Consider the following 15,322-nt stretch of genomic DNA (forward strand, 5'->3'; position numbering starts at 1 on the left):
GGAGGTTCGACGGTGACAACCAGCCCGACGCTCACGATCGGCGAGGTCGCGCGCCAAGCCGGGGTGGCCGCGACCACGCTGCGCTACTACGAGCAGATCGGGCTGCTGCCGTCACCGGTGCGGCTGGCCGGCCGGCGCCGCTACGACGACTCGGTTCTGGCCCGCCTCGAGGTGATCCGGCTGTGCAAATCCGCCGGCTTCGCGCTGGAGGAAATCCAGCTGCTGTTCGCCGACGATGCGCCGGGGCGCCCCGCCAGCCGGGCCTTGGCCGAGGCCAAACTCGCCGAGATCGACGACCAGATGGCGTCGCTGGCCAGGGCGCGGGCCGTCATCGAGTGGGGGATGAACTGCGCCTGCCCGTCGATCGACGCCTGTACCTGCGGCATCCATCCGGCCTAGAACCGGTAGCGCAAGATCCGGGCTTTGCGGGCGGACGCTTCGAACATCCCGGAAACCTTGGTAGCGAACCGAATCCAGCCCGGAAACAGCTCGACCTCGGGAGCGTGTGCCAGGCTGACCTCTTCGACGAGCTTCAACGACGGATTCCATTTCTCCGGCACTCGCGGGTCTTCGAACCCCGGATAGCCCCATTGGGCGCCGACGCTGCTGAACATGCGCTGCGGGGCCAGTGTCACCGCAAGCCGGGTGACCCAGCCGATGCGGCCGTAGTCGTTGAAGGCCAGCTCCCCGGCCGTGAAGTACGTGGTGATGCGCCGGAACAGGGCGATCAGCACCGGCTCGGACAAGAACGCGAACAGTCCATCGGCGACCACGATCACGGGTCGATCGGACGGCATGGTGTTGGGCCAGCTCTGATCGGCCACCGAGGCGGTCACCACGTGGGCTTGCTTGCTGGTCGGCAACAGCTGGCGGCGCAGTGCGCTGACACCGGGCAGGTCGACGCTGTACCAGTCGACGCCTGCCGGCGGGCGCACCCGAAACGGGCCCGAGTCCAGCCCGGCGCCCAGATCGACGACGACAGCGTCCGGATGCTCGGCGGTGAAGGCCCGCACCCGCTCGTCGAGCATCTTGGCGCGCAGCGCCGTCTGGCAGACCACGCTCGCCGGGACGCCGAGCCCCGCGAAGTCGTAGTCGATCTGGTCGACGATGTCGGCGGCGAGCGAGTCGCCGAGAATGGGCCGCGCCCACCGGCTGTCCAGCGCTCGCGCGTATTGGGTCAGCAACGCGGTCTCCTCGAGCGGCGTGAGATCGCTCGCGTGGATATCGGGTTGGGGCCGCATCATCCGAACGTACTCGGCGCCCGTCGATCGGGCAGACCGGTCCGCCCGCTAAATCGCAAATTGTGTCCCATGGCCCCCGCGGGCGGACGTACGCTCACCGGGGGGATGTGGACTGGTGCCAAGCCGGTCCGGCCACCCCGGCGCCATCTAAGGAGAAACGGCAATGACCAGAACGGTGCGAGCGGCATGACCGGCGGGCGGCTCGCGACGGCGCGCGAACTCGGACGCGTTGGGGCGCGAAAGATATTGCAGCGCACCGGAATTCTTGAGGAGTCGGTGACGCCGCTGTCGACCGATCCCGCCGCCGTGGTCCAGTTGCTGGGTGCGCCGTGGTACGACGAGAAGCTGACCAAGCTGGCCGACGAACTCGGCCGCGACCCCGGCGACGTGCGCGCCGAAGCGGCGGGCTACCTGCGCGAGATGGCGGCCTCACTCGACGAGCGGGCGGTGCAGGGATGGCGCGGATTCAGCCGCTGGCTGATGCGGGCCTACGACGTGCTGGTCGACGAGGATCAGATCGAGCAGCTGCGCAAACTCGATCGCAAAGCGACGCTGGCCTTTGCCTTTTCGCACCGGTCGTACCTGGACGGCATGCTGCTGCCGGAAATGATCCTGGCCAACCGGCTCTCGCCGGCGCTGACCTTCGGCGGATCGAACCTGAACTTCTTCCCGCTGGGCGGCTGGGCCAAGCGCACCGGCACGATCTTCATCCGGCGTCAGACCAAGGACATTCCCGTCTACCGCTTCGCATTACGCGCCTATGCCGCGCAACTGGTGCAAAACCACGCGAACCTGTCCTGGTCGATCGAGGGGGGCCGAACCAGGACCGGCAAGCTGCGTCCGCCGGTGTTCGGGATCCTGCGCTACATCACCGACGCCGTCGACGAAATCGACGGTCCCGAAGTGTATTTGGTTCCCACGTCGATCGTGTACGACCAGCTGCACGAGGTCGAGGCGATGACCACCGAAGCCTACGGCGCGGTCAAACGGCCCGAAGACCTGCGCTTCCTGGTCGGGCTGGCGCGCCAGCAGGGCAAGCGGCTCGGCCGGGCGTACCTGGACTTCGGCGAGCCGCTGCCGCTGCGCAAACGTCTCGAGGAAATGCGGGGCGAGGAAGCGGGCACCGGAACCGAGATCGAACGCATCGCGTTGGACGTCGAGCACCGGATCAACCGCGCGACGGCCGTCACGCCGACCGCGGTGGTGAGCCTGGCGTTGCTGGGCGCGGACCGGTCGTTGTCGATCAGCGAGGTGCTGGCCACCGTGCGACCGCTGGCCAGCTACATCACGGCGCGAAACTGGGCGGTCGCCGGTGCCGCCGACCTGACGAACCGCTCCACGATCCGCTGGACGTTGCACCAGCTGGTCGCCTCCGGGGTGGTCAGCGTGTACGAAGCCGGCACCGAAGCGGTGTGGGGGATCGGCGAGGACCAGCACCTGGTCGCGGCGTTCTACCGCAACACCGCGATCCACATTCTGGTCGATCGCGCGATCGCCGAAACGGCGCTGCTGGCCGCGGTCGAAAATGCCGAGAATTCCGCGGACGGCATGGTGTCGCCGGTGACCGTGCGCGACGAGGCGCTGAGCTTGCGGGAGTTGCTGAAGTTCGAGTTCCTGTTCTCCGGCCGTGCCCAGTTCGAGAAGGAGCTGGCCGACGAGGTGCGCCTGATCGGGCCGGTGGAGGACACCAGCAAGGCCGCTGCCGCCGCCGATGTGCGCGGGCTGCTCGAATCCGCCGACCTGTTGCTGGCGCACCTGGTGTTGCGGCCGTTCCTGGACGCCTACCACATCGTGGCCGACCGGCTGGCCGCCCTCGAGGACGAGTCCCTCGACGAAAACGCCTTCTTGAACGAATGCCTGGAGTTGGGCAAGCAGTGGGAGCTGCAGCGCCGGATCGCCAGCGCCGAGTCGAGGTCGATGGAGCTCTTCAAGACCGCGCTGCGGCTGGCGCGCCATCGCGAGCTGGTCGACGGTTCGGACTCCGAGCAACTCGCCAAGCGCCGCCAGGAGTTCGCGGACGAGATCGCGACGGCGACGCGACGCGTCAACGCCATCGCCGAGCTCGCCCGGGCGCAGTGACGCCGACCGCGTCCTAAAGTGGTGGCCATGCCGCTAGAAGGTGAATACGCACCCAGCTCCTCAGATTGGGCCCGTGAGCAGGCCGAGAAGTACATCGATTCAGGCGGGACTGACGGTACGGACCTACAAGGAATGCCGGTGGTTCTGCTGACCACGGTCGGGGCCAAGACCGGCAAGCTCCGCAAGACCCCGTTGATGCGGGTCGAGCACGACGGCCAGTACGCGATCGTCGCCTCGCTTGGCGGCGCGCCGAAGCACCCGGTCTGGTACTACAACGTCGCCAAGAACCCGAGGGTCGAGTTGCAAGACGGTACCGTCACACGCGACTACGACGCCCGGGAGGTGTCCGGCGACGAGAAGGCCACCTGGTGGGAGCGCGCGGTCGCGACCTTCCCGCCCTACGCCGAGTACCAGGCGAAGACCGACCGCCAGATTCCGGTGTTCGTGCTGACCCCGGTGAGCTGAGCCGATTAGGCAGGTGGCGGGGGGTGCATGGCACCATTGATCGGTGTCCGCCGAACTGAGCCAGAGCCCTAGCACGTCGCCGCTGACCGCGGCCGACATTGACGGCGCTGCTCAGCGGATTGCCGCGGTAGTCACCCCGACGCCGCTGCAGTACAGCGACCGGCTGTCGGCGATCACCGGTGCGCAGGTCTACCTGAAGCGCGAAGACCTGCAGATCGTGCGTTCCTACAAGCTGCGCGGGGCCTACAACCTGCTGGTGCAGCTCTCCGACGAGGAGATCGGCGCCGGCGTGGTGTGCTCCTCGGCCGGCAACCACGCGCAAGGGTTCGCCTATGCCTGCCGGGCCCTGGGCGTGCACGGCCGCGTCTACGTGCCGGCCAAAACGCCCAAGCAGAAGCGCGACCGGATCCGCTACCACGGGGAGAGCTTCATCGAGCTGATCGTCGGCGGATCTACCTACGACCTGGCCGCCGAGGCGGCGCTCGAGGATGTGAAACGCACCGGCGCGACCCTGGTTCCGCCGTACGACGACCCGCGCACGATGGCCGGGCAGGGCACGATCGCCGTCGAGTTGCTGGACCAACTGGGCCAGCTTGGTATTGGGGAGCCCGACCTGGTGGTGGTCCCGGTGGGCGGCGGCGGCTGCATCGCGGGCATCTCGACCTATCTGTGCGAACGCACCACGAACACCGCGGTGCTGGGTGTCGAACCGGCCGGCGCGGCGGCGATGATGGCCGCGCTGGCCGCCGGCGAGCCGGTGACGCTGGACCACGTCGACCAGTTCGTCGACGGCGCCGCGGTGAAGCGAGCGGGAACGCTGACGCATGCCGCGCTGGCGGCCGCGGGCGACATGGTGTCGATCACGACGGTCGACGAGGGCGCGGTGTGCACCGCGATGCTGGATCTCTACCAGAACGAGGGCATCATCGCCGAGCCGGCGGGCGCGCTGTCCGTCGCCGGGCTGCTGGAAGCCGACGTCGAGCCCGGATCCACCGTGGTGTGCCTGATCTCGGGCGGCAACAACGACGTGTCGCGCTACGGCGAGGTACTCGAGCGCTCGCTGGTCCACCTCGGGCTCAAGCACTACTTCCTGGTGGACTTCCCGCAGGAGCCCGGCGCGTTGCGCCGATTCCTGGACGACGTGCTCGGGCCCAACGACGACATCACGCTGTTCGAGTACGTCAAGCGCAACAACCGCGAGACCGGTGAGGCGCTGGTCGGCATTCAGCTGGGGTCGTCGGCCGACCTCGACGATCTGGTGGAGCGGATGCGCGAGACCGAGATTCACTTCGAGACGTTGCAACCGGGTTCGCCGGCCTACCGCTACTTATTGCTCTAGCTTTGCGCGCCGAACGCCGAGTTGTCGGGCACAAATGCGCGAAAACGCCCCAACGAGTCGACGTTCGGCGTCTCACCGCGAGTAGTGCGTCAGATAGCCCGGCGCCGGGATAGCGGGATCGAGGTCGTCGGCCGGTATCGGTACACCGGCGGTCAAGGTCAGCGGAACCACGCCGGCCCAGTGTGGTAGCGCGTAATCCTCCGGCTCGTCGACGGGCCCACCGTCGCGCACCTTGGCCGAGACCTCGAGCAGGTCGACAGCGAGCACCGCGGTCGCGGCGAGCTCCTTTGCGTTCGGGGCTCGACAGTCGGCGGCACGTCCGGGCGCGATGTGATCGAGCAGCCCGGCAAGCGCCCGCGACTTCTCCGCCGGGTCGTCCACCAGACGGGCGTCGCCGACCACCACCACCGAGCGATAGACCAGCGAATGGTGCAGCGCCGAGCGGGCCAGCACCAGCCCGTCGACGAGGGTGGCGGTGACGCACACGGGCAGGCCTGCGCCGGCGCCGCGCATCGGTCGGCTGCCGGTGGATCCGTGCAGGTAGAGAGTCTCGCCGAGCCGGGCGTGCGTCGTCGGCAACACCACCGGCCGACCGGCGCCCAGGTAACCCAGGTGACAGATCAGGGCCTCGTCCAGGATCCGATGGACGGTGTCGCGGTCGTAGCGGGCGCGTTCCCGGTAGCGGGTGGGCGTCGTGCGAGATGTGGGACGGTAGTCCATCGGATTGCCTCGGAATATTGTAATAGTACATACTAACTACTGTGCCAGTGCAATACAGCATAGCGGGGACGGGCGCGGAGTCCATAGCCGCCAACATCGAAGAAGGCATCTCGAGCGGATCCCTGGCGCCCGGTGACGCATTGCCGCCGGTGCGGGAACTGGCCGCGCGACTCGGCGTGAACGCCAACACCGCCGCCGCGGCCTACCGCCTGTTGCGCGATCGCGGGGCCGTCGAAACCTCGGGCCGGCGCGGCACCCGGGTGCGGCACCGCCCGGCCACCACGCCGCGCTCGCTGCTCGGCCTGGACGTACCCGCCGGTGTGCGCGATCTGTCCACCGGCAACCCGGATCCGGCGCTGCTGCCTATTGCTGCTGTCCCGCAACATGTTTCGTCCGAGCGAACGGTGCTCTACGGGGAGCCGGCCATGTCGGCGGCGCTGGTCGACTTGGCCCGCGCGACACTGGGCGCCGACGGTGTTCCGGCCGACCATCTCGCGCTCACCAGCGGGGCGCTCGACGGCATCGAGCGGGTGCTGAACGCGCACCTGCGCCCCGGCGACCGGGTGGCCGTCGAGGATCCGGGCTGGGCGAACCTACTGGATCTGATTGCCGCGCTTGGGCTTTCGGTTGAGCCGATGCGCGTCGACGATGACGGGCCGCTGGTTGCCGACGTCGCCAGGGCGCTGGGCCGCGGGGCGCGCGCGCTGGTCGTGACCACCCGCGCGCAGAACCCGACCGGGGCGGCGCTGTCCGCGCAACGCGCCGGTGAGCTGCGCGAGGTGTTGGCCGGGCGCGACGACGTGTTGCTCGTCGAGGACGATCACTGCGCCGGCATTTCCGGTGTGCCGCTGCATCCGCTGGCCGCAGCGAGCGGCCGCTGGGCATTCGTGCGGTCGGCATCGAAGGCCTACGGTCCCGACCTGCGGGTGGCCGTACTCGCCGGAGATCAGCGCACCGTCGAGCGCGTGCACGGACGCCTGCGGCTGGGGCCGGGGTGGGTGAGCCATCTGCTGCAGGATCTCGCGGTGCGCCTGTGGTCCGACGAGGCGGCGTCGCGTCTCGTCCGGCACGCCGAGGCGCGGTACACCGAGAACCGCACGCGGTTACGTGCCGCGTTGGCCGACCGCGGGATCACCGCCTACGGCCGCTCCGGGCTCAACGTCTGGATCCCGGTGCCCGACGAGACGGTCGCGATCACCCGGCTGATCACCGCCGGCTGGGCCGCCGCCCCCGGTTCACGGTTCCGGATCGGCACCGCGGCCGGAATCCGGGTCACCATCGCCGATGTGACCGACGGGGAGATCGAGCCGCTGGCGGTGTCGATCGCCGAGGCGACCTCGGTCGCCGGCCGTTCCAGCGTGTGAGATCACGTCTGGGGCCTGGCCCCCAACGTGTCCTGGAATAGCGCGCGACGCAGCGCGAGCTCTCGGGGGTCGCTGACCAGGTGGAAGCCCAGCTTGTTCATCACGTAGCCGAATCCGATACCGGTGTCCGGGTCGGCGAATCCGAACGAACCGCCCGCTCCCGACGTTCCGAACGCGTTGCCGGACGAACCGAACATGCAGAGCGGACTGGGCTTGTTGAAGCCCAGCGTGAAATTGGAATCGACGTGTAACACCTTGTCGCGCAACCCCTTTGTCGGCGGTTGGGCGGGGCTTTTCAGGGCATCGAAGGTGGCGGTGGTCAAGCCGAGCTCGGCGCCGCCGGTGGCGGCGCCGCCGTACAGCTTGGCGATCGAGCGCGCGGTGGCGGTGCCGTTGACGGCGGGCATCTCGAGCACGCGCAGCTCGTCGCGGTTGAAGGCGCCCAGGTCGTTGATGCCTTTGGCGATGGTCAGCGCGGGCGCCGCGAGGTCGAGCGGGTTGAACAAGGCCAGCGCCAGGCGGCGCGGCATGGTGTTCAGATGAAAGAGCAGCTGCGGCAACGACCACGCGTCGAGGTACGCGACGCGATCGCGGCCCACCGACGCGGGCAACCCGATGTAGAGATCCAGCTGCAGCGGACCGGCGATCTCATCGGCGAAGAACCGCCCCAGCGAACGTCCGGCGGGGTCGGTCCGGCGGATCAGTTCGCCTTCGTACCAGCCCAGCGTGATGCCGTGGTAGCCGTGTCGCGTTCCGGGCGGCCACGCCGGCACCTGGGCCGCGAGCTTGGCCGACATCGTCGGCGGATCGGCCAGCTCCTGCAACGTCAGCGGCGGTTTGATGACGGGCAGGCCGGCCTGATGCGCGAGCAGCTGGCGCACCGTGACCGCCTCTTTGCCGCCCTGGGCGAACTCCGGCCAGTAATCGGTGACCTTGGCGTCGTAGCAGAGGTAGCCCCGGGATACGGCGACCGCAACGGCAAGAGACGCAATGCCTTTGGTGGTCGAGAAGACGTTGACCAGGGTGTCCGGTTGCCACGGCGCACGGGTGTTCGGGTTGCGATAGCCACCCCATAGATCGACGACCTTGCGACCGTCCCGATAGACCGCGATCGCGGCGCCGACCTCATGGCCGCTGCTCAGGTTGCGACGGAAGGCGTCGGCGACCTTGCCGTACCCCGCGTCGACGTCGCCGCCGATCAGATCGGGTGGAATCCGCACCTTTTGCGCCATCTGTGCTCCGTCGCCGTTGTCGGTGCGGTGATGGTAGCGCTAGCGGAGCCGGGCGCGGTAGATCGACATCGACCCGCTGACCGTCTCGAAAACGTGGGTTTCCTCGACGTGGTCGAAACCGACCTCGGTCATCAGCTCGGGCAGCACGCCCTGCGCGTTGGGTTCGGTGTTCTCGAACCCGTCACCCTTTTGCACGAGCCGATACCGCTTGCGCATCTTGCGCGTGCGCTGCAGACCGTAGTCGGCGACGTGCAGGCTGCCGCCGGGCGGCAGCGACTCGCGGATCGCGGCCAGGCCGGCGCGCTTCTCCTCCAGCGGCACCTGATGAAAAACCAGTGACGACAACACCTTCGTGACACCGCGGCCGGCCACCAGCCGCGCGGCGTCGCGCGCATATCCGGCCAGCAGCTCGACCTTCAGCCCGGCAAGCTTGGCGCGGGCCCGCTCGCGAATCGCCGCGTCCGGGTCGATACCGATCAGCGTCGCCGACGGGCAGGCGCGGGCGATCAGCCGCAGCTGCGTACCGGTACCGCAGCCGACGTCGGCGATCACGTCGCCGGGCGCGGGGGCCAGCTGCGCCAGCAGTACCGGGCGCCAGCGCCGGGTGCTCGTCAGCAGATAGCTCAGCGCGTCGTAGGTCCACAACTGCGGAGCCGCCGGCACGAAGTCCTTGGCGGGTTGCTCGGCCATTCGCCGAGTTTACGGCTACCCGTGGCGCAGGATCGCGACCGAATGCCCTTCCAGCACCGTGCCGCCACCATCGGCGGTCGGCTCACCCCATGCCAGCACGACATCACCGGCGACCGGCACGGTCACCGGTTCGCCGCCGAGGTTGCACGCGATGCGTAACTGTCCACGCGACAACGTGATCCAGCGCAGTTCCTCGTCGTAGTCGACGACGAGACGCTCCAGCCAGGGGTCGGCCAAGTCGGGGTCGTTGTGCCGCAAGGCGATCAAAGCCCGATAGAAACCCAGCAGGCGCGCATGCTCTGCGGCATCGACCTCGCCCCAGTTCAGCTTGCAGCGCTGGAATGTCTGCGGATCCTGCGGGTCGGGGATGTCCCCTTTCTTTGCGGCATCCCAGCCGTGCTCGGCGAACTCGGCCTTGCGCCCCTCGGCGGTGGCCCGGGCCAGCTCCGGTTCGGGATGCGAGCTGAAGAACTGGAACGGCGTCGAGGCTCCCCATTCCTCGCCCATGAAAAGCATTGCGGTGTAGGGTGACCCGAGCACCAGGGCGGCCTTGATCGCCAGCTGGCCGCCGGTCAGGTGCTGCGAGGGCCGGTCCCCGAGCGCCCTGTTGCCGACCTGGTCGTGTGTGCAGGTATAGGCGAGCAACCGGCTGGCCGGGATGGCTTTGGTGTCCAGCGGTCGGCCGTGGCGGCGCCGTCGAAACGACGAGTAGGTGCCGGCGTGAAAGAAGCCGCGGCGCAGGGTGTCCGCCAGCGTGGCCAGTGCACCGAAGTCGGCGTAATAGCCCTGGCGTTCGCCGGATACCGCGGTGTGGATGGCGTGGTGGATATCGTCGTCCCACTGCGCGGTGATCCCGTAGCCGTAGTGATCGCGCGGGGTGATCAGCCGAGGGTCGTTGCGGTCGCTCTCGGCGACCAGTGACAGCGGACGGCCCACTTGTTGTGACAGCCAATCGGTTTCGGTCGCCATCTCCTCGAGAATGTGAACGGCCGTGGTGTCCACCAGCGCGTGTACGGCGTCCAGCCGCAGCCCGTCGGCGTGAAAGTCGCGCATCCAGCGCAGCGCGCAGCCGATGATGTAGCGACGCACCTCGTCGGAGTCGGCGTCGGCGATGTTGACGCCCTCGCCCCACGGGTTGCTCCCGGACGACAGATAGGGGCCGAACCGGGGCAGGTAGTTTCCCGACGGCCCGAAGTGGTTGAACACCGCGTCGATCAACACGCCCAAACCCCTGGTGTGGCAGGCGTCGACGAACCGGATCAGGCCGTCCGGGCCGCCGTAGGGCTCGTGCACGCTGTACCACAGCACGCCGTCGTATCCCCAGCCGTGGGTTCCGGCGAAGGAGTTGACCGGCATCAGCTCGACGAAGTCGATTCCGAGATCGACCAGGTAGTCCAGCTTTTCGATCGCGGCATCGAAGCTGCCCGCCTCGGTGAAGGTGCCGATGTGCAGCTCGTAGATCACCGCGCCTTCGACCGATCGGCCCGCCCATCCGCTGTCGGTCCAGGTGGCGTCGGCGGGGTCCCACAGCTGCGAGCGGGCGTGCACGCCGTCCGGCTGGCGGGGTGATCGTGGATCGGGCAGCACCGCGGGGTCGTCGTCGAGCAGGAATCCGTAGCGGGCGTTCGCGGTTGCGTCGACGCTCGCGTGCCACCAGCCGTCTTGCGTGCGCGTCATCGCGTGCACCGCGCCGTCGACGTCGAGGCGGACCAGGGCGGGTTTGGGGGCCCAGACCCGGAATTCAGCCATGATGGCGCTCCAATAGTGCGACGGGCAGGTCGGCGAACAACTGGGCTGCCGACGTCGGTCCGTCCGCGATGGCCCCGGTGAGCGTGTCTTTCCAGGTTCCTTCGGGCAGCGGCAGTACGGTGTTGCCCCAACCGGTTTCGGCGAGGCGGACCGTCCAGCGGGTCACCGCGACCACGACGTCAGCGCCGCGGCTGAAGGCCAGTAGGTGGTCGCCGGCGTCGCCATCGGCGAGCAGGGGGACATAGTCGCCGTGCAGGAAACTGTCCGGACGGGCGCGCCGCAGCCGCAGCGCCGTGGTGACCACGCGTAGCTTCGGGTGCTGCAGTTCGGCGAGAGCGGCTCTGCGCGCGGCATAATCTATCGCGCGGCGGTTGTCCGGGTCGACCAGGCTGTCGTCCCAGAGCTCGGTGCCCTGGTAGACGTCGGGAATGCCGGGCACGGTCAGCGCGAGCAGTTTCTGGCCCAGCGCATCACTGGCGGCGTGCGGGTTGAGTTGGGCGACAAGCTTGGTCAGCTGGCCGGCCACCGGGCCGTCCAGCACCGCATCCAGCCAGCGATGGATCGCATCCTCGAACTCGGTGTTCGGGTCGCTCCATGAGGTGTGCAGCGTGGCCTCGCGCGTTGCCTTGTCGGCATAGGCGTGCAGCCGCTCGCGCAATTGTTCGGTGACTTCGCCGTTCAGCGGCCACACGCCGAAGATGTTCTGCCACAAGAACTGTCCGGTCGCGGCGTCGGGGGAGGGTGCCTCGGCTTCCCAGCGGGCCACGAACTCCGCCCAGAGCGAGGGCACCTGGGACAGCACGCCGATGCGGGCGCGCACATCCTCGCCGCGTTTGGTGTCGTGGGTGGACAAGGTGGTCATCGCCTGCGGCCACAGCCGGGCGCGGGTGGCGGTGCGGTGGTGAAACTCCGCGGCGCCGACGCCGAACCGGCCTGGGTCGCCGCCCACCTCGTTGAGCGAGACCAGCCGGGCGTCGCGGTAGAACAAACAGTCCTCCACGGCCTTGGCGGTCACCGCGCCGCACAATTGCTGCAGCCGTGCGGCGGTTTCGCCGCCACGTGCCAGCGCCGCGACGAGCACCTGCAGCGCCGGCCCCAGTTCCGGTTGTGCCGCTTGGGTTTCGGCGAGCGCGCTGGGCAGAATGGCGGACAATCCGAGGTAGTCGCTGCGGTAGACGTCGATGTGGCTGAGCAGTGCGGCGACCGCTTCGGGTAGCCGCGGATGGTCGGTGCCGGCGGCCGCGGCGATGGCCCGCCGCAGCCTGCCCAGCTCGCTGCCGAGGGTCTCGGTGGCGACTTGAACCTTGAGGTCGGCCAGCAGCCGGGGGGTGTCGTGGTAGTTCATCCCGGCGGACTCGACCAGTTCGGTCAGCGCGGGAGCTCCGGCCGGGTCGACGAACACCCCGCCCACTTCCCGCAATACGTCATAACCGGTGGTGCCCCCGATCGGCAGCGTCGGCTCCAGCGCCTCGTCGACGGCCAGGATCTTTTCGATGACGATCCATGCGTCTGGGCCGACCAGTTCGCGCAGCCACTCCAAATACCCACTGGGGTTGGTTAATCCGTCGGGGTGGTCGATGCGTACCCCGTCGACGAGTCCCTCGCGAAACCAGCGGGCGATCTCCGCGTGGTTGGCGTCGAACACCGCCCGATCCTCCTGGCGCAGCCCGGCCAGCGAGGTGATCGAGAAGAAACGGCGATAGCCGACGACGCCGCTGCGCCAGCCCACCAGCCGGTAGTGCTGACGGTCGTGTACTTCGGGGCCGCTGCCGTCACCGGTGCCGGGCGCGATGGGCAGCGCCAGGTCGCCCAACCGCAGCAGGTCGCCGTCCACCGTCAGGTCGGCGACGTCGTCGTCGGAGCCCAGCACCGGCAGCACGATGCGACCCCGCTGATCGAGATCCCAGTCGATGTCGAAATACGTTGCGTAGTCCGATGATCGGCCGTGCCGCAGCACGTCCCACCACCACGGGTTCTGCCGGGGCTGGTCGATCCCGACGTGGTTGGGCACGATGTCGACGATCAGCCCCATGCCGCGGGCGCGGGCTGCCGCCGATAGCCGTGCCAGACCCTCGGCGCCGCCCAGTTCCGGCGACACGGTGGTCGGGTCGGTGACGTCGTATCCGTGACTGGATCCGGTGACCGCGGTCAGGATCGGGGACAGGTACAGATGCGACACCCCGAGCTCGTCGAGGTAGTCGAGCAGGTTCTCGGCATCGGCGAAGGTGAAGGCGCTGCCACTGGCGGGTCCGCGCAACTGTAACCGGTAGGTGGACCGCACGGGTAAGGCCATGTGTCAAGCGGTCTTTCGCAGGATCAACACCGAGTTGCCCGGGACGGTGATCTTTCCTTCGGCCGCAACGGCCAGGTCCGCATCGCCTGCCGGATGATTGGTGTCCAGCTCCATGGTCCATTCCCGCGCGTAGTCGTCATGTGGCATCACGAATTCCACGTCCCGCTTATGGGCGTTGAAGCACAACAGGAATGAGTCGTCGACCACCCGCTCGCCGCGGGCATTGGGTGCGGTGATGGCTTCGCCGTTGAGGAACACCCCGACACACTTGTCGAAGGCCTGGTTCCAGTCGTCGTGCGTCATCTCCCGGCCGCTCGGCGTCAGCCAGGCGATATCGCGGACTTCGTCGCCGCTGCGGATCGGCTCGCCGTCGAAGAACCGGCGCCGCCGAAACACCGGGTGCCGTTTGCGTAGCTTGGTCACCTTGCGCGCGAAGGCCAGCAGATCGGCGTTCTTGTCCACCAAAGACCAGTCGATCCAAGCCAATTCGGAGTCCTGACAGTAGGCGTTGTTGTTGCCCAGCTGAGTGCGGCCCAGCTCGTCGCCGTGCGCGATCATCGGGGTGCCCTGGCTGACCATCAGGGTGGCCCAGAAGTTGCGCATCTGCCGGCGGCGCAGCTCGACGATCTCGGGGTCGTCGGTGGGACCCTCGACACCACAGTTCCAGGACCGGTTGTGACTTTCCCCGTCGCGGTTGTCCTCGCCGTTGGCCTCGTTGTGTTTCTCGTTGTAGGAGACCAAGTCGTTGAGGGTGAACCCGTCGTGCGCGGTGACGAAGTTGATGCTCGCACTGGGCCGCCGGCTGCTCGCCTCATACAGGTCCGACGACCCGGTCAGCCGGGAAGCGAACTCGCCCAGGGTTGCGGGCTCACCCCGCCAGTAGTCACGCACCGTATCGCGATACTTCCCGTTCCACTCGGTCCACAAACCCGGGAAATTGCCGACCTGATAGCCGCCCTCGCCGACATCCCACGGCTCGGCGATCAACTTGACCTGGCTGACGATCGGATCCTGTTGCACCAGATCGAAGAACGCGCTCAGCCGGTCCACGTCGTGCAGCTCGCGGGCCAGGGTCGCGGCCAGGTCGAAGCGGAACCCGTCGACGTGCATTTCGGTCACCCAGTAGCGCAGCGAGTCCATGATCAGCTGCAGGACGTGAGGGTGGCGGGCGTTGAGGCTGTTGCCGGTGCCGGTGTAGTCCTTGTACAACCGCGGGTCCTCGTCGAGGAGCCGGTAGTAGGCGCTGTTGTCGATGCCGCGGAAGTTGATCGTCGGCCCCAGGTGGTTGCCTTCGGCGGTGTGGTTGTAGACGACGTCGAGGATGACCTCGATGCCGGCTTCGTGCAGGCTGCGCACCATCATCTTGAATTCGGCGACCGCCCCGCCGGCCTGCCGATTCGACGCGTACTGGTAGTGCGGGGCGAAGAACCCGAATGTGTTGTAGCCCCAGTAGTTTCGCAGCCCGAGGTCGAGCAGGCGTTCGTCGTGCATGAACTGGTGTACCGGCATGAGTTCCAGCGCGGTGACGTTGAGCGACTTGAGGTGCTCGATGATCACCGGGTGGGCCAGCGCGGCGTAGCTGCCGCGCAGTCCCTCGGGGATGCCGGGATGGGTTTGGGTCAGGCCCTTGACGTGAGCTTCGTAGATCACCGTTTCGTGGTAGGGGGTCATCGGCGCGCGATCGAAGGCCCAGTCGAAGAACGGGTTGATCACCACGCTGGTCATCGTGTGGCCCAGTGAATCGATCATCGGGGGAGTGCCGGTGATCGTGGTGTCCCCGTTCTCCTCGATAGCGTTCAGGTCGTAGGAGAACAACGCCTGACCCCAGGTGAAATCGCCGTCGAACGACTTCCCGTACGGGTCGAGCAGCAACTTGCTCGGGTCGCACCGGTGGCCGGCGGCCGGATCGAACGGCCCGTGCACCCGGAATCCGTAACGCTGACCGGGAGTGATGTTCGGCAGATAGGCGTGCCACACGTAGCCGTCGACCTCGTCGAGCGGGATCCGCGATTCGTCGCCCCGCTCGTCGATCAGGCACAAGTCGACCTGCTCGGCGATCTCGGAGAACAGCGAAAAGTTAGTGCCCGCCCCGTCATAGGTGGCCCCGAGGGGATAAGAGTCCCCGGGCCAAACGGTGGGCAGCGTGGGCG

General features: G+C 68.1%; 12 protein-coding genes. 5 read left to right on the top strand and 7 right to left on the bottom strand.

Annotation, left to right across the window (positions count from 1 at the left end; genetic code table 11):
- Nucleotides 1-12: 12 nt before the first annotated feature.
- Nucleotides 13-399, top strand: a complete 387-nt coding sequence (locus BN973_RS13565; RefSeq protein WP_036468768.1) for a MerR family transcriptional regulator — start codon at nucleotides 13-15, stop codon at nucleotides 397-399.
- On the opposite strand, the gene BN973_RS13570 is transcribed toward BN973_RS13565, so the two are convergent.
- The gene (locus BN973_RS13570; protein ID WP_036472384.1) at nucleotides 396-1,241 is read right to left on the bottom strand and encodes a class I SAM-dependent methyltransferase; all 846 of its coding nucleotides are present in this window, start codon (nucleotides 1,239-1,241) and stop codon (nucleotides 396-398) included. The genes BN973_RS13565 and BN973_RS13570 overlap by 4 nt on opposite strands.
- Nucleotides 1,242-1,427: 186 nt before the next feature.
- Here BN973_RS13570 and BN973_RS13575 point away from each other — a divergent pair, with 186 nt between their 5' ends.
- Genes BN973_RS13575 through ilvA form a run of 3 tightly spaced genes read left to right on the top strand, consistent with a single transcriptional unit; the run spans nucleotide 1,428 to nucleotide 5,124 of the window.
- Complete coding sequence (locus BN973_RS13575; RefSeq protein ID WP_036468769.1) at nucleotides 1,428-3,320, top strand: lysophospholipid acyltransferase; 1,893 nt, start codon at nucleotides 1,428-1,430, stop codon at nucleotides 3,318-3,320.
- Nucleotides 3,321-3,347: 27 nt separating this feature from the next.
- Nucleotides 3,348-3,785: a nitroreductase family deazaflavin-dependent oxidoreductase gene (locus BN973_RS13580; RefSeq protein WP_036468771.1), complete on the top strand. Its 438-nt coding sequence runs from the start codon at nucleotides 3,348-3,350 to the stop codon at nucleotides 3,783-3,785.
- 43 nt (nucleotides 3,786-3,828) lie between these two features.
- Nucleotides 3,829-5,124 (top strand): threonine ammonia-lyase, encoded by a 1,296-nt coding sequence (gene ilvA, locus BN973_RS13585; RefSeq protein WP_036468773.1) that lies wholly within the window; start codon nucleotides 3,829-3,831, stop codon nucleotides 5,122-5,124.
- 72 nt (nucleotides 5,125-5,196) lie between these two features.
- Here ilvA and BN973_RS13590 read toward each other — a convergent pair whose 3' ends face one another.
- Nucleotides 5,197-5,844: a pyridoxamine 5'-phosphate oxidase family protein gene (locus BN973_RS13590; protein ID WP_036468775.1), complete on the bottom strand. Its 648-nt coding sequence runs from the start codon at nucleotides 5,842-5,844 to the stop codon at nucleotides 5,197-5,199.
- A gap of 41 nt (nucleotides 5,845-5,885) precedes the next feature.
- Here BN973_RS13590 and BN973_RS13595 point away from each other — a divergent pair, with 41 nt between their 5' ends.
- Complete coding sequence (locus BN973_RS13595) at nucleotides 5,886-7,208, top strand: aminotransferase class I/II-fold pyridoxal phosphate-dependent enzyme (protein ID WP_036468777.1); 1,323 nt, start codon at nucleotides 5,886-5,888, stop codon at nucleotides 7,206-7,208.
- A 2-nt stretch (nucleotides 7,209-7,210) separates the two neighbouring features.
- Here BN973_RS13595 and BN973_RS13600 read toward each other — a convergent pair whose 3' ends face one another.
- Genes BN973_RS13600 through glgX form a run of 5 tightly spaced genes read right to left on the bottom strand, consistent with a single transcriptional unit; the run spans nucleotide 7,211 to nucleotide 15,314 of the window.
- Nucleotides 7,211-8,440 (bottom strand): EstA family serine hydrolase, encoded by a 1,230-nt coding sequence (locus BN973_RS13600; protein ID WP_036468778.1) that lies wholly within the window; start codon nucleotides 8,438-8,440, stop codon nucleotides 7,211-7,213.
- Nucleotides 8,441-8,479: 39 nt separating this feature from the next.
- On the bottom strand, nucleotides 8,480-9,130 hold the full coding sequence (locus tag BN973_RS13605) for a class I SAM-dependent methyltransferase (protein ID WP_036468779.1): 651 nt from the start codon (nucleotides 9,128-9,130) through the stop codon (nucleotides 8,480-8,482).
- A 15-nt stretch (nucleotides 9,131-9,145) separates the two neighbouring features.
- Complete coding sequence (treZ, locus tag BN973_RS13610; RefSeq protein ID WP_036468781.1) at nucleotides 9,146-10,879, bottom strand: malto-oligosyltrehalose trehalohydrolase; 1,734 nt, start codon at nucleotides 10,877-10,879, stop codon at nucleotides 9,146-9,148.
- A complete protein-coding gene (gene treY / locus BN973_RS13615) occupies nucleotides 10,872-13,172 on the bottom strand; it encodes a malto-oligosyltrehalose synthase (RefSeq protein ID WP_036468783.1) in 2,301 nt (766 codons plus the stop codon). Before treY ends, treZ begins: the two co-directional genes overlap by 8 nt.
- Before the next feature lie 3 nt (nucleotides 13,173-13,175).
- Nucleotides 13,176-15,314, bottom strand: coding sequence for a glycogen debranching protein GlgX (gene glgX / locus BN973_RS13620; RefSeq protein ID WP_051641585.1), 2,139 nt, complete (start codon nucleotides 15,312-15,314; stop codon nucleotides 13,176-13,178).
- Between the last annotated feature and the right edge of the window lie 8 nt (nucleotides 15,315-15,322).

The sequence above is a fragment of the Mycobacterium triplex genome (assembly GCF_000689255.1).
In the GTDB taxonomy this organism is placed as follows: domain Bacteria; phylum Actinomycetota; class Actinomycetes; order Mycobacteriales; family Mycobacteriaceae; genus Mycobacterium; species Mycobacterium triplex.